12 protein-coding genes and 3 riboswitches are annotated in these 20,416 nt (G+C 46.5%); of the genes, 5 read left to right on the top strand and 7 right to left on the bottom strand.

All coding sequences use genetic code 11. The annotated features are described in order from the left end of the window. The 4 genes from Q7V21_RS10815 to Q7V21_RS10800 all read right to left on the bottom strand — a co-directional run. Window positions 1-3,544: hypothetical protein (locus tag Q7V21_RS10815; RefSeq protein ID WP_304917303.1), on the bottom strand; the 3,544-nt coding region annotated here is incomplete at its 3' end. Next, window positions 3,545-5,323 carry a VWA domain-containing protein gene (locus tag Q7V21_RS10810; protein ID WP_304917302.1) on the bottom strand — a complete coding sequence of 593 codons (1,779 nt, stop codon included), beginning with the start codon at window positions 5,321-5,323 and terminating at the stop codon, window positions 3,545-3,547. It lies immediately after the preceding gene. A 129-nt stretch (window positions 5,324-5,452) separates the two neighbouring features. Next, a complete protein-coding gene (locus Q7V21_RS10805; RefSeq protein WP_304917301.1) occupies window positions 5,453-6,637 on the bottom strand; it encodes an O-succinylhomoserine sulfhydrylase in 1,185 nt (394 codons plus the stop codon). A 172-nt stretch (window positions 6,638-6,809) separates the two neighbouring features. Continuing rightward, window positions 6,810-8,639, bottom strand: coding sequence for a TonB-dependent receptor domain-containing protein (locus Q7V21_RS10800; protein WP_304917300.1), 1,830 nt, complete (start codon window positions 8,637-8,639; stop codon window positions 6,810-6,812). Window positions 8,640-8,699: 60 nt separating this feature from the next. After that, window positions 8,700-8,895, bottom strand: a riboswitch (cobalamin riboswitch). Between the two features lie 79 nt (window positions 8,896-8,974). Next, window positions 8,975-9,156: riboswitch (cobalamin riboswitch) on the top strand. A gap of 126 nt (window positions 9,157-9,282) precedes the next feature. Here Q7V21_RS10800 and Q7V21_RS10795 point away from each other — a divergent pair. Beyond that, window positions 9,283-10,338, top strand: a complete 1,056-nt coding sequence (locus Q7V21_RS10795) for a calcium/sodium antiporter (protein WP_304917299.1) — start codon at window positions 9,283-9,285, stop codon at window positions 10,336-10,338. 22 nt (window positions 10,339-10,360) lie between these two features. On the opposite strand, the gene Q7V21_RS10790 is transcribed toward Q7V21_RS10795, so the two are convergent. From Q7V21_RS10790 to Q7V21_RS10780, 3 genes are all read right to left on the bottom strand, one after another. Next, window positions 10,361-11,245, bottom strand: a complete 885-nt coding sequence (locus Q7V21_RS10790; protein WP_304917298.1) for an alpha/beta fold hydrolase — start codon at window positions 11,243-11,245, stop codon at window positions 10,361-10,363. Between the two features lie 61 nt (window positions 11,246-11,306). Next, the gene (locus Q7V21_RS10785) at window positions 11,307-12,332 is read right to left on the bottom strand and encodes a M48 family metalloprotease (protein WP_304917297.1); all 1,026 of its coding nucleotides are present in this window, start codon (window positions 12,330-12,332) and stop codon (window positions 11,307-11,309) included. Window positions 12,333-12,334: 2 nt separating this feature from the next. Next, window positions 12,335-12,913, bottom strand: coding sequence for a LemA family protein (locus Q7V21_RS10780; protein WP_304917296.1), 579 nt, complete (start codon window positions 12,911-12,913; stop codon window positions 12,335-12,337). Between the two features lie 204 nt (window positions 12,914-13,117). Next, a riboswitch (cobalamin riboswitch) is annotated at window positions 13,118-13,360 on the top strand. A gap of 98 nt (window positions 13,361-13,458) precedes the next feature. On the opposite strand from Q7V21_RS10780, the gene Q7V21_RS10775 reads away from it, so the two are divergent. The 4 genes from Q7V21_RS10775 to ettA all read left to right on the top strand — a co-directional run bounded on the left by Q7V21_RS10775 (window position 13,459) and on the right by ettA (window position 20,353). Then, entirely contained in the window at window positions 13,459-17,835 is a 4,377-nt protein-coding gene (locus tag Q7V21_RS10775) for a cobaltochelatase subunit CobN (RefSeq protein ID WP_304917295.1), read from the top strand. Beyond that, on the top strand, window positions 17,835-18,281 hold the full coding sequence (locus Q7V21_RS10770; RefSeq protein ID WP_304917294.1) for a MotA/TolQ/ExbB proton channel family protein: 447 nt from the start codon (window positions 17,835-17,837) through the stop codon (window positions 18,279-18,281). The genes Q7V21_RS10775 and Q7V21_RS10770 overlap by 1 nt, the downstream gene beginning before the upstream one ends. Then, window positions 18,274-18,573, top strand: a complete 300-nt coding sequence (locus Q7V21_RS10765) for a DUF2149 domain-containing protein (protein ID WP_304917293.1) — start codon at window positions 18,274-18,276, stop codon at window positions 18,571-18,573. Before Q7V21_RS10770 ends, Q7V21_RS10765 begins: the two co-directional genes overlap by 8 nt. Window positions 18,574-18,694: 121 nt before the next feature. After that, a complete protein-coding gene (gene ettA / locus Q7V21_RS10760) occupies window positions 18,695-20,353 on the top strand; it encodes an energy-dependent translational throttle protein EttA (RefSeq protein ID WP_304917292.1) in 1,659 nt (552 codons plus the stop codon). The last annotated feature ends 63 nt before the right edge of the window (window positions 20,354-20,416 follow it).

Raw genomic sequence — 20,416 nt, 5'->3', positions numbered from 1 at the left:
CTTCGGCTTCGGCTTCGGCTTCGGCTTCGGCTTCGGCTTCGGCTTCGGCTTCGGCTTCGGCTTCGGCTTCGGCAGCTAGTATTTCAGTTGACTCGGGTAATGCATCTTCGACTGACAAGTCCGTCAAAAACGCGTCTGCTATTTCCATTTGCTCAGTTAATGGCTGAACTTCCAGCTCATCAATTGCAACCTCAGCAACACTCTCTTCTTCATTAAGCAGTTCGGCAACCCATTCATCAGCCACTGACGAGCGTTTTTCGCCACCAGTTGATATCGCTTCTTCGGTAAGCTGGTTCGGCTGATCTTCAAGTTCTTGTGGCGAGGTAAATTCCGCTAAGTCATTCTCATCAGAAATAAGTTCAATCTCTTCAACGACAAAATCATTATCTTCATTACCAATCGCCATTTCTTCAACATCGGCTGCATCATCGGTAGCCAGAAAATTAAACGATTCAACTGTTTGAGTTTCCTTGACTAGAGGCTCTTCAATGGCTTTAAGTGTTTCCGCAACGAACGCATTTTCATTGGGCTCTATCAGCTCAGCATTTTCATCGGTCACTATTTCCATTTGTGCTGCGGCAAGTTTTTGTCGTAGCAGATCCTCTTCGGTTTGCGGCTCAATAACATCTTCAATAACTGGAGCATTGGTTGCTGTTTCAATATCCATCGCAATAGCCGTTTCATCAGCTAATGCAGTTTGTTCGAAAGTCGATGGTTGCTCGATAGTCTCGGTTGAATTGTCTAATGGTGTTGGTTGCTCTGAAGTAGATAGTTCTGATTGATTTTCAGCCATCCGCTGCTGTCTGGCGGCTTTTAAACGCTCCGTCCGCTCACGTAACTTGGCACGCAGTTTGTCGATTTCATTAAGCGGTTCATCTTCGGTTTGAGCCAGATTGGCGTTGTCATCAGCAAAATCTTCAGGTGTAGGTTGCGACGCCATAATCCCGTACAGTTTCTCTGCCTCGTTATCAAATCCGGCTTCGGCTTCGGCTTCGGCTTCGGCTTCGGCTTCGGCTTCGGCTTCGGCTTCGGCTTCGGCTTCGGCTTCGGCTTCGGCTTCGGCTTCGGCTTCGGCTTCGGCAATATTGTTTTCTGGCGGGATTATTTCATCCAACTCACTAATGTCATCTGCAGCACTATCGTTAAATGCTTCAATTACTTCATCGGAGATCATCGCTGGGGGTTCAAGAAAATCCGATTCTTCAACTGAAACAGCTTGCTGACTCTGTTCAAGTGACGGTTCTGGTTCTTCAGTCTCATCCGTGGCGAAACCCGCATCAGCTGGTTTATCCGCTGTCATTTCTGCTGATAGATCCAGATCCTCGGCCATATCATTCGTTGCAGAAGAAGGCAGCTCTTCTGACACTAATGACTCTTCTTCCAATGTTATTGGGGCGTCAGACTTGGCAATATTGTCTTCTAACGAATTTATCTCATCCAGCTCGTTGATAGCATCAATGTCATCTTCACTGATGTCGTTCGGTTCTTCAGTTGCTTCCTCAGTACCCATAACCACAGATTCGAGAAAATCTGTTTCTTCAGCAGCAACATCCTGCGGATCCGGATCAAGCGTTTGTTGCTCTGCTGTAATTTCAGCTAATTCTTCGGCGGCGGGTTCGTGATCTGCCGGTTTATCCAGTTCGGTTATTTCTGCCAAATCCAGATCCTCAGCAATATCACTTATTGCATGAGTATCCAGTTCTGCAGCGGCTGATAAGGACTCTTGCGATATTGCTGATTCTTCAGCTTGTAAAGTAGTTGAATCAGTATGTTCAGCGATCAGATCAGTGTCCCAATCGGCAGTATCTGCTTCGGCTGTCTGCTCGGTCGCCTTATCAATGGGCTGTTGTTCGAGAGTGTCTGCATCAGTTTGCTCGGTTTGCAGCGTGGTATCGTTTTCAGCTGCTTCATCTATAGGCTGCTCATAAGATGGAGTAGGTTCGAAAGCGGCAACTTCAGGATATTGCTCTGCTATTTCAGTGGTGTCGTCCGATAAGTCTGACTCATTCAGTTCGAGTGAAGTGCCATCATTTTCATTAATATCAGCCATTTCAGCGGGCTGTTCGATTGGCTCAATCACGTCGTTCGCAATCGCAGTGTCCGGCAGATTAACTTCTTCAGTAACAGTATCCTCATCAAGTAAGGCATTTGGTTCATTGAAGTCAAAGTCGTTTACGATTGCTGAATTTTCATTAACAGGGTCAGTCTGTACTTCCTCAGCAGGTATCTCTGCTACACGCATAAGATCATCGATTTCCGCTACAGAAATCATATCTTCTACTTCGGGATCAATATCGCTTGGTGGCAAAACATCCAATTCGATTTCTGTTGGTAAAACTGCAGGGGTTGTGACTTGTTCGTTCGGATCATCTGATTCGAATGCATGAAGCTTGAGTTCCTGATGCTCAAATGCTTCAAGATCCTCTTCCAGCTCTTCTACCACCGGCTCTGCAGCAGGTTTACCATATATATCCGGAATCTGATTGCTCCAGGCAGTATTCAGATAAGCCTTCATGCCTTTTGCTTCAGGTGTACTATCGATTTTTTCCAATTCACTTTTATTATCGAGTTCGGCTGCTGGTGCTGCCTCCGTCAACGGAGTTTTACCGTACACATCTGGAATGGTCGGGTTCCAGTCATTCTTTAGAAAATCAGCCATTCGCATAGCCGATTTTGCAGGTTCCGGTTCAGGCTCAGGTTGTGATTCAACTTCAGCTAATGGTTCATCTGCGTCCAACCCATCAAATTCAGCTAACAGTTCAGGATCAATATCCAATTCCGCTTCTGCAGTTAAGGCTTCATCAATAAACGCTTCTTGCTCATCCAGTACAGGTTCGTCAATGGGCTGGTTTTGATTAAAGATGTCGTCAATATCGACTTCATCTGTTTCAGCATCTGCCAATTCAATATCAAAACCCGCTTCTGAGGCTGCGGGTTCTTCGCTAACAACAGTTTCGTCATCGAGCATTTCGGTTTGCGCAACGACATTTTCTGCATTGCCATCATCAAACACACCGTCAAACTCAGTTACCGCTTCCAATTCCGGTGGTGAATCTTCTTCAATCTCCGCAACTTGTTCAGTTAAATCAATTTCAGGTTCTGCTTCCTCAGCCGGCAAAGATTCATCAACAATGTCTAACAGCTCGGTTTCCAAAGATTCCTCTTCACTATCCGCTTGCATGATACTCAGCGTTGCATCGGTTAATGAGGTGATTTGTTCAGGAAAACTATTCAGCGTTTTTTCATCCTGCGCCGAATACAAATTAACGATGGATTTAAAGATTTCCTTCTCTCGCAGCATCAATTCTTCGACCATCGAATCCAGTGCTGCCCCACTTAAACCATAACGATTACTGAGCTGCTCGCTTAGTGAAGCAACACGTTGTTCATAACTGTTTTTAATAAATTTCGCCGTTTTTGCAGCCGCTGCCTGGGTGCGTTTGTGCCTGCGGCGTGCACGGACCAAAACCCAGATATACAAAATGGCAAAAATAGCGGCCAGCTCATAGGCAAGCCATTGAAAAACAGGATCAGTCAACGACATTTACAGTAAGTCTCCAGGTAACAGCTGCCGACGACGGCTGCGATGCCAAAACCAGAATCCCATTAACAACAACAGTACAATTACAGCATTGCCAATGGCTAAAATCATTGTGTCAGAAAGTCGAAATGAGGTTTCATCTGCACTACTAGTTTGTTGTTCGGCAAGGGGATCAATGATGACCGGCTCAAAAGGTTTATCAGTTTGATCTGCAGCAATTGGCGTTTCTGAGGTAATGGTTAACGTCGCCCCTACTTCATCCATCAGATGAATAGGTTTGGGGCGTAAAAACACATTGCGTCCTGCCAAAGTTTTACCGCGGATCTGCAAAGATAATTGATAAGCAGTTTCTGGTTGTAAATCGGCCAGTGTCAACTGCCAGGTATTATCCGCTTGGCGTAAAACATCGTAGGGGAATTCACTACCATCAGACGCGCTGAGCAATGCGGTGATTTGCAAGGATTCCGGGTCAATCATGCTGGCATCGGCAGTCATCAATAATCGATGGCTGCGACTGTCGGCTTCAAGTTGGGTAACAGTTACATCAAATGGTAACGCCACTACGTTGACCGATTGCCGGCGTTGACGCTCGAAAGTGTCACTTTTAGCGGTGATCACAATATCATTTTGTCCGCTGTCAAACAGTTTGCCCAAATTTGCCATAAACGTCGCCGTCTGGTTGTTTAAGGTCATTGTATTACTGATTGGATCACCTGACAGTGGCTGGGTACTTAACTCCGCAGTAACCAGTTGCAGAAAATCCGTTCGGTCAACCTGCTTACCATGGTCGGTTAATTTGGCGACAATATCAAATTGCTCACCGGCCAGAATATTATTGGGTAGATCAATGGTTTCCAACCGCAGGTCGGTTAACACCATGACACGATTATCAGGATCGACGTTGGCATCAAGAAACCATTCCCCTGCCATCGGTTTATCAATGGTAATCAAATCAAAATGGGTTTCCTGCATCCAGCGTACTGAGGACTCATGATTATCTGCTTGTTGACGCTGGTGGTCGGGTTGTACCAGTTGAGTAACATCGGTTTCAGTTTCACGAAACACCAATATCGTCATTTCGTTGACACTGTTATCAATGGTAAACCGATTGTCGACTAGCGGCACGGAATCGCGTTGCGTGGCTTGCTCGAATAAATGCAGAAAAACACGTTCCAGTTCATCAGCATTGTCGACCTTGTGGTACCAACCATCGGTCGCCATGGATAAATGCTTGAGCAATTCGTGATCGGCTTCCTCGGACAAGGCTATTGTATGAACTCGAAAGCCTTTTTGTTTTATTTGTGGTAACAGCTTATCCATAATCTTTTGCCGCGATTGCGCACTGGCCGCTTTACCCTGCTCCAGATCTACCAGACCATCGGATAGCAGGATAATGCTGCGTTGTTTGGTTGAATCAGAAGTGCTGACGTTGGCTGTTGCCTTTTGCAGTGCCTGCTCAATATCGGTAAATAATCCAAGGGAATGAATTTCAGAGGATTTTTGCTGAACCCGTTGCCGCCATTTAGCGTCAACTTTTTGAATCGGTACCAGCATATTGACATAACGGGCGAAGGTCCAGACACCGCTTTCGGCATCACCCGGCATTAATCCCCCGAGTAAGCGGAGCCCCGGCGCTCGCAAATTATGTGGATCGTTGTATTTCATGCTGCCGGAAACATCAATAATGATGCGTACATCCGCGCTAGATTCAGCATTAACAGCTGCTGGCAGGGCAAACCAGATAATTGGCAGAGCCAATATGAGCCTTAATAGTTTCTGCATAAAAACAACCTGTTTGGCTGGAAAAGCGGCAGAAAACGTCCTCAATGTCTGTTTTCTGACGCGAATTGTTTTATTTCAGACTCAATATGCAGGTTTTATGCCGATAGTTCAGCTATTTAGTTGCAAGGCTTAAAGCAGATCCAAACCACGTTGGATATCTTGTTGAATGTCCTCAACATTTTCCAAGCCTACCGACAATCTTATCATGCCATCGCTGATACCCGATTCAGCACGAGCTTCTACTGACACACGGCCATGAGTCGTTGTGGCCGGATGAGTAATAGTCGTTTTGGTATCTCCCAGATTGGCAGTAATTGAAATAAACTGCGTAGCATTAATTAATTTCCACGCAGCTTGTTGCCCGCCTTCGACCTCAAACGCAATAATGCCACCAAAACCGGATTGTTGCTGTTTGGCCAATTGATGACCAGGATGCGATTCCAGACCGGCATAAAACACCTGCGTCACCTTTTTCTGCTGCTGCAACCAATGCGCCAATTGATTGGCGTTGGCTGAATGGGCTTTCATACGTAAATCCAGAGTTTCCAGACCTTTCAAAAAGGTCCAGGCATTAAATGCACTCATGGTCGGACCGGCAGTGCGCAGGAAACCATACACATCTTCACCAACCCGTTTGGCATCCCCGACAACCGCACCACCAACACAGCGTCCTTGGCCATCGATATACTTGGTGGCCGAGTGAATCACGATATCCGCACCTAATAATAAAGGCTGCTGTAAAGCCGGTGTACAAAAGCAGTTATCGACGATTAACAGGCAATCATGTTTTTTTGCCAAAGCTGATAAGGCGGCTAAATCAGCAATTTCATTTAATGGGTTAGAAGGTGTTTCCAGAAATAACGCTTTCGTATTCGGTTTGATTGCCGCTTCCCAGGCTGCCAAATCGGTTAATGGCACGTAATCTGTCTGCAAACCGAACTTACTGAGATATTTGTCGAACAATACCCGTGTTGTTCCAAAAACACTGCGCGACGAAACAATATGGTCACCGGCAGCGCATAAGCCCATAAAAGTAGCGAGAATAGCGGACATGCCCGAGGCGGTTGCTACGCAGGATTCGCCCTGTTCCAGTGAAGCCAGGCGTTGCTCGAAAGTGCGTACTGTTGGATTGGTAAACCGTGAATAGATATTGCCCGGCTCATCGCCGCCAAAACGTGCTGCTGCCTGTTCTGCACTATCAAATACAAAACTTGATGTGGGGAAAATGGGTTCGGAATGTTCACCCTCAGGGGTTCTTACATGTCCTGCACGAATAGCACGGGTGGCGAAACCCTGGTCTTTGAGATCTGTCATGACAACTCTGAATATAGCTGGAAAATCCTGCCATTCTAAAAGATTAGCGGCATGGGTGACCAGCTTTATCCATAAAGGTTTTGCAGTGCAACTAAAGAGATATCGGGAATATTGAGTGAACTGGATAAGCTATGCTCAGCCGACAACGGCTGAGCATAGTTTTCTGCAAGGTTTAAGGCTGATAATGCAATGACAGCATATAGGTACGATCCAGACTATTGAAATTATTGACTGTCTGATATTCCTTATCAAAAACATTCATCGCATTGAGCTTAACCGACCAGTCATTGTCAATTTTGTATGCTAAGCGGAAATCGACTAAACCAAAACCACCTAAACGGGTGTTGTTAGCTGCATCATCATAACGATAATTACTGACTTTCCAACTACCTCCAACTGACCAGTCACCAAATTGGCGATCAACATGCAAATTAGCCAGACGCTGTGCCCGTCGCGGAAGTTTATTACCGGTTATTTCGTCTTCCGGTTTTAATACTGTTGCATTAAATTGAACCTGCCAATCCAACAATGTTGTTGCTAAATCAAATTCAAGTCCTTTAATTTTCGCTTTGTTAACATTCTCCGTGGTTGGAAACTGGTACACCAGCAAATCGCGGATCTTGTTCTGATAAGCATGCAATCCCCACGTGCCCCAACCGGCATTACCTAACAAGCCAACACCATAATTTTTGGATTTTTCAGCTTCCAGATTGGGGTTGCCGACAAAATAACCTACATCAGGGTAATAAAGTTGGTTAAAAGTAGGTGCTTTAAATGCGGTTCCGGCATTGGCCACAAATTGCAGACCTTGGGTAAGTTGATAACCCCACTCTGCCGTACCGGTGGTTTTCTCTCCATAGGCTTCATTATCATCATGACGGGCACTCAGTAGCCAACTATGACGATCAACATCACCCTGCCAACTGATAAATAGTGCCTTGTTATCTCTGGAGCTTTCATCATAGGCGATAGTTGAATCGACACGATCATGATCATAATCCAGACCGATATTTAAGCGTTGCTGCTCAGTGAGCATAAAGGTGTTTACCAGACTGACAAAACGATGTCGGGTATTAAAGCTACCATCTGGCGTATTATCCAAGTAGTTATCCGACTCATCTCTTGATTCAGATAAATTAAATGACATTAACCAATAATCCGTTACTTGATAACGTGAATTCAAGCCAAGAACCTGATTTACGTTGTCAGCATAAAAATCTCCGGTCAAAGAAAAACTATCGTAATGATTTCGCGCCTGGGACCGTAAAAAATTTGCTCCTATGCTCCAGTTATCAGTGACATCATGATCCACTCTTGCTGATAGGCTATTATTGCGATAGCCATCATGATCCGGGTTATCACCTTCACGGGCATTAATGCCATTGGTGGATTGGTGACTGAAATTCGCATGATAACGCGTTGTTTCATTGCCACCACTGACCCCACCACTGACCTGTTTGGTGTTATGGCTGCCGATACCTACCGAAGCATAAGGGGTCGGGCTTTGATTTTTACCTTGTCGGGTAAAGATCTGAATCACACCGCCAATGGCTTCAGCACCATACAGACCAGAACGAGAACCACGGACGATTTCTATACGTTCTATCTGATTAACCGGGAAGTCCTGAAACGAAGCCGTTCCGGCAGTTGCTGAATGCCATTTCACCCCATCCACAAGCACTAAAACATGACCAGAATTGGTGCCACGAAGATAAATACTGCTGGCTTTGCCGAGACCACCACTGTTGGTCATATCTACACCGGGAAAACGCGACAGCAAGGTTGGCAAATCATTAATCTGCAAACGTTCAATATCGGCGCGAGTAATGACGCTATTCGGTGCCAACGCATTTTCTGTGGGCATCCGGTTGGCAGTGATGGTTATTGCATCAAGGGATTCCTGTTCGGCCAAAGCTGAAACAGAGAAAGTGGAAGTAGCCAGTGCAGCTAATGTCAAACGTGCACAGACACGCAAAGGCATGGCCTTTGTTGAAGGTTTCATATTGTCTCCTAGGGATACGCTCACCCGCGATCCAGGTTAATAAAGTCACACAACACGATTCGGTTGTGATGAACTTCAGGCCGGTCTCCGGACTCACGTTGTGGCTTGCGCCAGTACATCCGCCTTCCCACGATTAATCGCAGTGGCTGATTGGATGCATTTTCAACGTTTACCGTTGCGGGGGCAGTGTTGGTTTTGCACCAACTTCCCGTTTAACTCGGATAGATATCAAAGCACCTGAAGAGGCGCGCATCTTAGATCTCCCTTGCCATATCGTCAAATACGATAAAGCAAAAGCATTACTTCCAAATTGACAATATGGCCTGCTGATCCTTATTCTGTCGGCAGTTTCAGGTGTCGCGAAAGCGATGAAACGGGAAGTCGGTGCATCTTCAGATCAGGATAAAGCCGACACTGCCCCCGCAACGGTAAATGAGTTAATGCTGAACGTTTAAGCCACTGTCTTAGGGCTTGTTGCTCTTTCACAACCCGCAGGGCTGGGACTATTTTTGCGGCCGACTTCGTTGTCAATCACTTATGTAGGAAGGCTACACGGCGTGCTTTCCGCCTTGTCGGACACAAAAATAGCCTCCAGCAGCGGTGGATATGAAAGATAAACAAGCCCTAATCAAGGATAAAGAAAATGACGTGGTTAATATTGGTTGCAGGGCTAATTCTGCTGATTGTTGGCGCTGAATTACTGGTCAAAGGTGCATCTCGATTGGCAACCAGTTTTGGTATTCCGGCTTTAGTGGTTGGTCTCACGGTGGTGGCATTTGGTACCAGTGCACCGGAGTTGGCCGTAAGTGTCAAAGCCGCTTTTTCCGGACAAGCCGAGTTGGCCATCGCCAATGTGGTGGGCAGTAATATCTTTAATATTCTGTTTATTCTGGGGCTTGCGGCATTGATTATGCCGCTGATGGTTTCCCAACAACTGATCCGTCAGGATGTGCCAATCATGGTCGGTGTCAGTTTTATTGCTCTGTGGATGATTCAAGATGGCAATATCGGCAAGCTGGAAGCCGGCTTGCTGTTTTTGGGAGTGATTTTATACACGGTGTTTCTGTTTTATCAGGGGAAAAAAACCGGTATTGATGCCAATGAAGCATCCAGCCATGTTGTCACGCCGGTTTGGCAAAATCTGTTACTGCTGATTGTGGGCTTGGCTTTACTGGTTGTTGGCGCACGTTGGTTAGTACAAAGCGCCGTGAGCATTGCTTCATCTTTTGGTGTCAGCGAAGCGGTCATTGGCTTAACCATTATCGCAGCCGGCACCTCTCTACCCGAAGTGATGACATCTATTGTGGCTACGATCAAAGGTGAACGGGATATTGCGATTGGCAATGTCGTGGGCAGCAATATCTTTAATATTCTCGCGGTATTGGGCCTGTCAGGCTTGATCTCCCCTACACCTTTGCTGGCCAGCGAGCAGTTAATGCAAATTGATGTGCCGGTAATGGTGGCAGTTGCAGTGTTATGTCTGCCATTGTTCTTTCTCGGCAGTACATTAAACCGTTTTGAAGGATTTTTATTTCTGGTGTTATATACCGCGTATGTGTGGTTTACCGTGGCAATGGCCTTATCACTGCCTTATCTGTCTCAGTTACAAACAGGGCTGGCTTATGGCTTGGCACCGCTGGTTGGGTTTTACGTGTTTCTCTGCCTGATCAATGATTTGTTACGGCGGAGATATAAATAACCAACAAGGTCTATGGGTAAGGTTACCGGGCAAAATGTTGTCGAAGCTGGTCGTCGACTTGCTCGGTAGCTTCCAAATGTGGAGCATGGCCAACATTGTCGAGCGATAACATCTCTGCTTCTGGCAGTATAGCCAGCAGTTTTGCTGATTCTGAATATGGGGTGACGCTATCCTGTTTACCCCATATCAATAAGGTTGGAATATTCTGCTGGCCTAGTTGCTGGTATGTGTCCAGATGATCATAGGCCAACAAATGACGGGCCGTGGATAGCAGGCTTTTTCGACTGCCTTTTACCCTGGTTTCGTCTAAAAAACGGGTTTTTATCGTATCAAGTTCAGCCACTGGCTGATAAACCATGCCTTCAATGTATTCAGTTAATTGCGTTCTTATCAGCACAATAGCAAACGGATCGGCTAATAACGAGATTTGAAATAAAGCGACATGCTGACGTTGGCTTAACGGTGATAACAATGTCAGCGTAGTTACTGGTGATGGTTTTTTTGCTGCAAACTCAGCGGCAACCAAGGCCCCCATTGAGATACCGACCAGATGAAACGATTCCGTAATGGCTAATGTTTGCAGCAGTTCCTGCAACTGATTCACAAACAGAGCTTTATCGTAAACAACGTCTGGTCGATCTGAAAAACCTCGACCATATAAATCAAAGCGTAATACCCGAAAACCATCTGCAATCAATCTGTCGAAAGTGCCATCCCACAGATGTGAGCCTATAGCAAAACCGTGTACCAGAATCACCAATGGTGCATTTTCAGGTCCCTGCAATTCATAAAAAGTATTACCGGCACTGAGTCTGGCAAGCTGACCAGACGAAGCTGGATCGCGAAAGTCTTCGACGTTCAGCACTTCAGGATCCTGCCATTTGGCCACAGCATAGAATATGACCAAAAAGAGGATTATCAGCAGTGAAAAATATTTGATGATCTGCACGGTTTTACGGGCTGACTTTTTATTCGGTGGTTTCGATCACAGGCCAGCCATTATTTTCTGGATCAAAAGCGGGATCCAAAGCCTGAATACGTTTAACCAATGGAGGATGCGTGGATAACAATCCGGACATTTTGTTGGAAAGCTCGGAAAACATCATATGTCTGGCCTCTTCCAATTCATCATGCACGGGTTCTTTAATACCTTTTTGACTCAGGCTTCCTATCTTTTTCAAAGCGCCAGCCAATGCATCCGGATCACCGGTAAATATCGAGGCATCGGCATCCGCCAGGTATTCACGTTGCCGGGAAATAGCCGCCTGCATGATTCTGCCCATAAAGGCACCCAATAATCCCAACAGGATCAATGCAATGCCCAACAGCGCGAGCTGAGCACCACCATTTCTGCCACCGCGACCTCCGGAGTGCATCAGGATCCGTCCCAGTACATATAAAGCCATTAAGCCATGAATCAAGCCGATCACCCGTAGATTTAATCGCATATCCAGATTACGGATATGGGCAAATTCATGGGCAACAACCGCGGCCAATTCATCACGATTTAATATTTGTAATGCACCACGTGTTACGGCAATAGCGGCTTTATCTTGAGAACTACCCGCCGCAAAAGCGTTGATTCCCGGTTCATTTTCAAGCACAAAAATATGCGGTACCGGCATGCTGGCACCCAAAGCCACTTCTTCAACGATATGTTTATAACGCGAAATCAATGGATCGCTGGTTATCTCATTCACATCGGTTGCACCTAAAGCACGGGCGACATTGGCACCATCTCCACCCATTGTGACCATTTTCCATAATGAGGTTAAAACAATCACCGTGGCGACACCCGCAGCGACCCAGCCGAAAAGTTGCCAATCAACTACAATCTGGCCCGGCTGATTCACTGTTTCAGCGGTCATCCGTACCGAAGCTAATGCAGCAATCAATGCTGCAATCAGCATTACCGAAATAATAAACAATGTCGTTATTTGCAGACTTTGTTTGCGTGCATCAGCGCTCAGTTGATAGCTGCTTCTTTGTGCCATCGTTAAAACTCAACCTTTGGTGCATTTTGAATGGCTTCACGGTCATCAAAATCCAGTTCCGATGCGCGAGTAAAGCTGAACATATTGCCCAGAATGTTGGTGGGAAAGGTTTCCAGCACGTTGTTATATTCAAGCACCGTATTGTTATAGCCACGACGTGATGCGGCCACTTTGTTTTCAATACTGGTCAGCTGCTCCATCAGATCACGAAACGCACCATCAGCTTTGAGATCGGGATACGCTTCCGACAAAGCAAAAATACCGCCCATCGCTTTGCCTAACAATCCCTCTGCCTGTCCCAGTGCCAACATTGACTTGGCATCACCTGTGTCGGTTTGACCCCGCATTTTTTCTGCTTGATTGCGGGCATCTATTACCCCGGTAAGCGTTTCCTGTTCATGCTTGGCGTAACCTTTAACGGTGTTGACCAGTTGTGGAATCATGTCATGACGTTGTTTAAGTGTAACGTCTATCTGTTTGAATGCATTCTGAAATATATTGCGATGGCGGACTAATTTATTGTATTCAATAATGACATATAAGATTAAAAGCCCAACGATGGCCAGTAAAACCCATTCCATATCTGTTCTCCTTTTTGAGTTTAATCAGTTGATTACCGATTCTAAGACAATTCACCATAACAAACAGTCCGCCATATAGGAAAACAATGTCCGATAATCGTTCATCAAATCCACAACTTATTTGAATGATCTAAGCCAGCGGATAGTGCAGGCCATAGCTTTATCAAATGATTCTCTACTTTGACGGAATAACTTTTGCCTGTATTATCGCCAGCAGTTTCAGGTGCCTTTATTACGATGTAATAGAGGTTAAACGGGAAACAGGTGCTAATCCTGTACTGCCCCCGCAACGGTAAACAGTTATGTCATTGCTCTGGTCGCTATCTGCTTGATAGATCGACAGTCACTGTACTTTTCACGGTATGGGAAGACGAGGAATGATGCTTAGGGTGAATCCCTATTGCTAAGCTGCAAGTCCGGAGACCGGCCCGAAGCTAAATGGAGTCGTGGCGGGGTGCCTGAACGTTTCCGAGCTTACACCTTACATTGCCCCCTGCCCGCTATTTACCTAACTGGTAGCTGTTTTTGCTACGGCGGGATGCTTTATGTCTTTTATTTTCAATCTTTTCAGATCGTTAGTTTGTTTTGTTTTTTTATCTATGGCGACGTTGTCGATTGTCTATGCCAACGAGGGAAAAGTTACAGCTATTGTTTCCGATCGCTCGGCTTCAACCCTGGTATCTGGTGCACACCAGTTATTGCAACAGCAGCCAGAGGCAAACATCCAAATTCGTACTGTCAGTCAGCTTAATTCTCTAAATGACAATGAATTGCAGCAGTTACTTGATAGCAGCGGCAGCGTGTTGATAGTGGGTGTGTTTGGGGATGCGGTTGAGCGTTTATTAAGCCGCCAATATAAAAATGAACAAAAACGCTATGTATTGCACAGCGACCAGCGGCTTAGCAGATTAAACAGTGATCTGGTTACAGAATCGATTCCCGAACCAGTTCAAAGCGATAAAACCGCATTAAGCTCGGCAGCAATGCTAAAGGCCAAACAAAATAAGTATCCCGCCTATCAAAACTGGTTACAGGCTCGTGCTTACTGGGTAAACCGTTCAACTGATAATGCCCGCAGTTTGCTGGATATGTTGCTGTCTGATGGCAACCGAAAAGCCGAAATGCAACCGGTCGGCGCCTTACGTTTTGCTTTGCATCAAGCCGACAAAATCCAATGGCTCTCCCCTGCCGAACTTGCCCAACAACTGGATACCACTCAGCCAGTAGTCTGGTTGCTGGATCACGATACCGGCGATTTAACCGGTGAATGGCAATTGCATCAACAATACTGTCAGGCCTTGAACAGCCAATGTATTTCGGTATTGGCTGCCTGGGGTGAACCCAGTGTTGAAGGGATTCAGACCATCAAAAATATGATGAGCGAATCGTTAGCAAATACGCCATGGGGCATTGTTTCACTGCAGGATTTTGTGATTGGTGGCGGTGATGGTCGCGAACAGGTGGAACAGCTGTTTATTGATCTGAATGTACCGGTATTAAAAGGCATCCGGATCACGGAAATGACTCAGGCGGACTATGTTTTATCGGCACAGGGCATCCCTCGCGACTCTATTCATTACCGAATTGCCATGCCCGAATTACAGGGCGTCAGTCAGCCGCAGATATTAGCTTTATCGGAACCGGCAAAGCTTGATCAACAAACAGGTGCTCAGATTACCCAAAGCTTGCCACTGACCGGCGAAATAAACCGTCAGGCACAACGCCTGCAACGCTGGCTGGATCTACAACAAAAAGACAATGCCGCTAAACGGGTGGCGATTATTTACTACAACCATCCCCCCGGCAGACACAATATCGGCGCCGATAATCTGAATGTGCCGGAAAGCCTTTTGGAAATATTAAATACCCTTAAAAACGCCGGTTATCAGACCGGGGAATTACCGGCAGACGCCGATGCCTTGCTGGATATTTTACAAATTCAAGGCGTGAACCTGCCGGAAGATGCTGAAGCTTTATCGGCCATGTCCAAAGTGGCTAACACGATGACAGCTGATGATTATCAAAAATGGTTCAAACAGTTACCGGCCACTGTGCAGGCCGAAATGATTGATGGACCTCTGGCGGCATTACAGCAGCGTATGCACGATGCCATTGAGCAAGCACTGGCATTGGAAAGTGTGACGGTTCGCCAAGCTCAACTGCAGTTACTGGCGGCATTTATGCAGCAAACAACGACCGATATTCATCATGCTCTGGATGGTTTGCGTCATCCTGGCCGCAGTCGGGCACTGGATTTATTAAGCCAGCTGGAACATGATTATCAGCAAATCATCGACTCGGCCGCTCAAGGTAACCAACCGAACTGGCAGCATAGCGAATCGTTACATGATGCCCTCTTGGAAATGCAGATCGAGGGTATTCGTGGCTGGGGTGAAATCCCCGGTAAAGTGATGGTCTGGGATAATCAATTGCTGATTCCAGGTGTGCAATTTGGCAATGTGTTTATCGGCCCGCAACCGCCGCGTGGCTGGGAGATCCATGAGGAACTATTGCATGCCAATATGTCTTTCCCGCCGCCACATCAATATCTGGCGTTTTATCATTTTATTCAGTCAACATTTAACGCCGATGCCATGGTGCATATCGGCCGTCATTCGACCTATGAGTTCTTGCCTAAACGTGGTGTCGGGCTGGGCGAAGATGATTACCCCAGTATTATTGCCGGTGATGTGCCTGGACTTTATCCGTATATCGTTGATGGTGTCGGTGAAGGCATTCAGGCAAAGCGTCGTGGACAGGCAGTGATCATCGATCATTTGACTCCCCCGCTTGCGGTCACCGAACTGTATGACGATCTATTGCAACTTCGTCAATTGATTGAAAGCGCTGAAGCCGCATCCGACAAAGCCACGCGGGATCGGGCGATTGTCACCTTACGTGAACAAATCGAAACCATGGGTCTGCGAGATGAATTGATTGCCAGCATGGATGAAGAGCTGCAGGTACGTGGGGCAGGTTTTGATGAAATTGATGACTATTTTCTGCTGCATGAAGTGGGTCATTACCTGACAAATTTTCAGGAAACCTTTATGCCACTGGGACTGCATGTATTTGGTCGTGACTGGTCAACTGAAGGGCTGGATACCATGATGAACTCCATGTTGGATAAATCAGAGCCCACCGAACAGCAACGAGCTGATATTTACCAAAGATTACAGATATCTCCTGCCGCTGAACTTCAAGCGTTACTGAATGGTTTGAATGGCCGTTTTATCGCACCGGGTAAAGGTAATGATCCGATTAGAACTCCTGATTCCCTGCCCACTGGCCGCAATTTTTATGCTCTGGATGGCAGTCTGCTGCCCACTCGGGTTGGTTTTGATATTGGTCAGCAACTGGCTGCACCGGTATTGGCCGGTGAGAAAGGCGATATTGAAGGCCATGAAGTTGGCGATCGCAATAAACAAGGTGTCATTCTCTGGGCTTCTGATTCGGTGCGAGATGAAGGCGCGATGATTGCCTTTGGCCTGAAGCTGTTGGGTGTACGGCCAATATGGAATAGTCGCGGCATTATTAAAGGGCTGGAACGGCTGCCGTTAAATGAAGATCAACCACAGCGTCTCGATGTGTTGTTTACCACATCGGGTTTATTCCGTGATTTATACGGTGAACATCTGGTATTACTCGATAAAGCCAGCTTGATGGCATTGGATGCCAGCCGGGATTTAATTATCAGAGATTATCCTGCATTGGCAGTTGCCCTTAACGCGGCGCTGGCTCCACTGGGTGAATGGCAGCAAGGTGGCGAAGAAGCTTTGGATAAAAATCTGGTCACGTCTAATTGGGTGAATGAGGCAAGACAACGTCTGGCACAACAACCGGATATTGATCCGGCACGATTAGGTCGTGAAACGAGCCTTCGAGTATTTGGTATTGCACCAGGTTCATATGGTGCAGGCATTAATCGTCTGGTGGAACGTTCATCTGCCTGGGAAGATCGCAGCGAACTGGCTGATGTATTTATCAAACGTATGGCCCATGCCTATGGCAGTGGTTTGCAAGGTGAATCTCAGCCTGATTTATTCAAACAGCAACTGTCCGGTGTGTCGCAAACCTTTCTGGGGCGGGCCAGTAATCTGTATGGTCTGATGGATAATAATGATGCGTTTGATTATCTCGGTGGCTTTAATCTGGCGGTGGAAATGGTCAGTGGTGAGCAACCCGGCAGTGCGGTGATTAATCACAGCAACGACGATAATCTGCGTATCGATAATCTGCCACAAGCCTTGCTCGGTGAATTGCGTGCCCGATATCTGAATCCTCAGTGGATTAAACCGTTGATGAACGAAGGTTATGCCGGTGCCCGCACCATGGGCAGCGAGTTTATTGAATACCTGTGGGGTTGGCAGGTGACCAGTCCCGAGATCATCAGTGATCAGGTCTGGGAAGAAGTCAAAGCCGTTTATATCGATGACAGCCTGCAACTGGGGCTGGATGAGTTTCTCAGTGATAGTCATCGTCAGCATGTACAAACCAACATTCTGGCAGTGATGCTGGTTGCTATCGATAAAGGTTTTTGGGATGCCGATCTGGCAACACAAAAACAACTGGCTGAGCAGTTTGCCGCCAATATTATTACAAAAGGCATTCCCGGCAGTGGTCACACCCATGCCAATCATCCGATGTATGACTTTGTGAAATCGCATCTCGATGCTGATCAGGCAGAAGCCTTGGAGGTCGTATTGGCGCGTAGTCGAATGCAAACTTCAGAACTTGAATCTTCACCGACACATATTCAGGAATTGCAGTTAAATCAAGATGATATCCAGAAAAGCGATAATGTTGAGCAAGGTGCTGACTCAAGCTCGAATGAGAAAAATCTGCTGTGGTTATGGACATTGTTGGCATTATCAGTGATTGTCGCTGCCGGTTTATGGCGTGGCCGTAAAGGAGCTAGGTAATGTATCCGCATTTTTCATTGGAATTAATGCATCAACTGACCGGTTTTTTATTAACCCCGGTGGTGTGGGCTTTATTGTTTTTTGTGGCACTGGCTGTATATGAAAGTGGCATTGCGATTGGCGAACGTTTCTGGGGTATTGCCCGCTTATCCCGCGAAGCAGATAGCCAAACATTGATTGCTATTGGTAAACGGCGAATTGAGCGAGCAGATTTCATTACCCGCCTTGCGCCTATGCTGGGCTTGATGGGCACATTAATTCCATTAGGTCCGGGCTTAGCTGCTTTAGGTGAAGGTCAATTATCCATTTTGACCACGGCGATGACGGTGGCCTTTGATACGACTGTTATTGGTTTATTAGCCGGTATGATTGGTTTTGTTATCGGCAGAATGCGTCGCCGCTGGTATGACGCGGCATTAACTCAGCTGGAACAACACAATGGATAAATGGCGGCGCAGTGCATTTCTGGATACCGATGAAGATCCGTTAGGTCCATTAGCTAATCTGATTGATATTGTTTTGGTATTTGCCTGTGGCCTGATTGCAGCTTTGGTCGCATTCAGCACCGATTTGCAGGATCATTTTGAATTACAGCCGCAGGAAATCACTCTCGGTAAAGAATTGCCACAACTACCCGACAACATGCAGCAACAAATGCAGGATGGCAGCGGTTATGAAGCCGTTGGTCAGGTGTTTCGTGATCCGGAAACCGGCAAACTGATTTTAATCGGCGAGTGATTTTAGGCGCTGTGGATATTTCAGGACCTAGGTAAAAGATTTTTGCTCAGGCCGCCAATCCAAAAGCAATTTCAGGTAGAATCCCCTCTTCTCCTGAACTCCTGTTTTATTGGATTTTAAAATGGCTCAATACGTATACAGCATGAACCGCGTTGGCAAAATCGTGCCACCAAAACGCGAAATTTTAAAAGATATTTCCCTGTCATTTTTTCCCGGCGCCAAAATTGGTGTGTTGGGCTTAAATGGTTCTGGTAAATCCACTCTGCTACGAATTATGGCGGGTGTTGATAATGACTATATCGGTGAAGCCAGGCCGATGCCGAATATGAAGGTGGGTTATCTGCCACAGGAACCAGAACTGGATGACAGCAAAACGGTTCGTGAAATCGTCGAGGAATCTGTTTCCGATGTTAAAGCCGCATTGGATGAACTGGATGCGGTTTATGCTGCCTACGCTGAACCCGATGCTGACTTTGATGCCTTAGCCAAAAAACAGGCGGAACTGGAAAACCTGATCACCGCCAAAGATGGTCATAATCTGGATAATGCGCTGGAACGTGCAGCTGATGCATTACGCCTGCCACCATGGGATGCCAAAGTTGGGGTGTTATCCGGTGGTGAACGTCGCCGCGTGGCCTTATGCCGTTTATTACTTGATAACCCCGATATGTTATTGCTCGACGAGCCAACCAACCATCTGGATGCCGAATCCATTGCCTGGATTGAGCGTTTCCTGCAGGAATACCCGGGTACAGTGGTTGCCATTACCCATGATCGTTATTTCCTTGATAATGCCGCTGGCTGGATTCTGGAACTGGATCGTGGTCGTGGCATCCCATATGAAGGTAACTACTCTTCCTGGCTGGAACAGAAAGATCAGCGTTTAGCTCAGGAAGCCAAACAGGAAGCCTCGCATAATAAAGCGATTCAGGCAGAGCTTGAGTGGGTACGCCAAGGCGCCAAAGGTCGTCAGGCCAAATCTAAAGCACGTTTGAAACAGTTTGAAGAAATGAATTCAAAAGAATTTCAAAAACGTAATGAAACTCAGGAAATCTATATTCCACCTGGTCCACGTTTAGGTGACAAGGTTATTGAACTGCACAATGTAACCAAATCATATGGCGACAAACTGCTGTTTGAAAACCTCAGCCTGACCATTCCACCCGGTGCGATTGTAGGTATTATCGGACCAAACGGTGCAGGTAAATCCACCTTGTTCCGAATGATTACCGGTGAAGAAAAACCCGACTCCGGTGACATCGAAATCGGCAGCACGGTGCAACTGGCTTATGTGAACCAGTCACGCGAACTGGATGGCAAAAAAACCGTATTTGAAGAAATTGCTGATGGTGCTGATATGATTACTGTTGGTAACTACCAAACGCCATCACGTGCGTATTGTGGTCGCTTTAACTTCAAAGGTTCTGATCAGCAGAAGTTCGTCAAGGATTTATCCGGTGGTGAGCGTAATCGTCTGCATATGGCGAAATTGCTTAAAGAAGGCGGCAACGTTTTATTACTCGACGAACCGACCAACGATCTGGATATTGAAACCTTACGGGCGTTGGAAGAAGCCATTCTCTCCTTCCCTGGGTCAGCGGTGGTTATTTCGCATGATCGCTGGTTCCTGGATCGTATCTGTACCCATATGATTGCCTATGAAGGCGAGTCCAGTGTGGTGTTTTTTGAAGGTAACTACAGTGATTATGCTGAAGATTACCGTAAGCGTTATGGCAAGGATCATCAGCCGGAACGAATCAAATATCGCCGGATGAATTAGTTTGAATAATTAACCACCAGGTCACAGGATGTGTGTCGGGTTACGCTTCGCTAACCCGACCTA

It is taken from the genome of Methylophaga sp., assembly GCF_030651745.1.
Note: the sequence above shows the minus strand (reverse complement) of the source record. Positions and strands in the feature narration are given on the sequence as shown.

Bases quoted from the DNA above. Each gene is read 5' to 3' on its own strand.
- Q7V21_RS10810 (WP_304917302.1), bottom strand. From the start codon at position 5,323: ATGCAGAAACTATTAAGGCTCATATTGGCTCTGCCAATTATCTGGTTT.
- Q7V21_RS10805 (WP_304917301.1), bottom strand. From the start codon at position 6,637: ATGACAGATCTCAAAGACCAGGGTTTCGCCACCCGTGCTATTCGTGCA.
- Q7V21_RS10800 (WP_304917300.1), bottom strand. From the start codon at position 8,639: ATGAAACCTTCAACAAAGGCCATGCCTTTGCGTGTCTGTGCACGTTTG.
- Q7V21_RS10795 (WP_304917299.1), top strand. From the start codon at position 9,283: ATGACGTGGTTAATATTGGTTGCAGGGCTAATTCTGCTGATTGTTGGC.
- Q7V21_RS10785 (WP_304917297.1), bottom strand. From the start codon at position 12,332: ATGGCACAAAGAAGCAGCTATCAACTGAGCGCTGATGCACGCAAACAA.
- Q7V21_RS10780 (WP_304917296.1), bottom strand. From the start codon at position 12,913: ATGGAATGGGTTTTACTGGCCATCGTTGGGCTTTTAATCTTATATGTC.
- Q7V21_RS10775 (WP_304917295.1), top strand. From the start codon at position 13,459: ATGTCTTTTATTTTCAATCTTTTCAGATCGTTAGTTTGTTTTGTTTTT.
- Q7V21_RS10770 (WP_304917294.1), top strand. From the start codon at position 17,835: ATGTATCCGCATTTTTCATTGGAATTAATGCATCAACTGACCGGTTTT.
- Q7V21_RS10765 (WP_304917293.1), top strand. From the start codon at position 18,274: ATGGATAAATGGCGGCGCAGTGCATTTCTGGATACCGATGAAGATCCG.
- ettA (WP_304917292.1), top strand. From the start codon at position 18,695: ATGGCTCAATACGTATACAGCATGAACCGCGTTGGCAAAATCGTGCCA.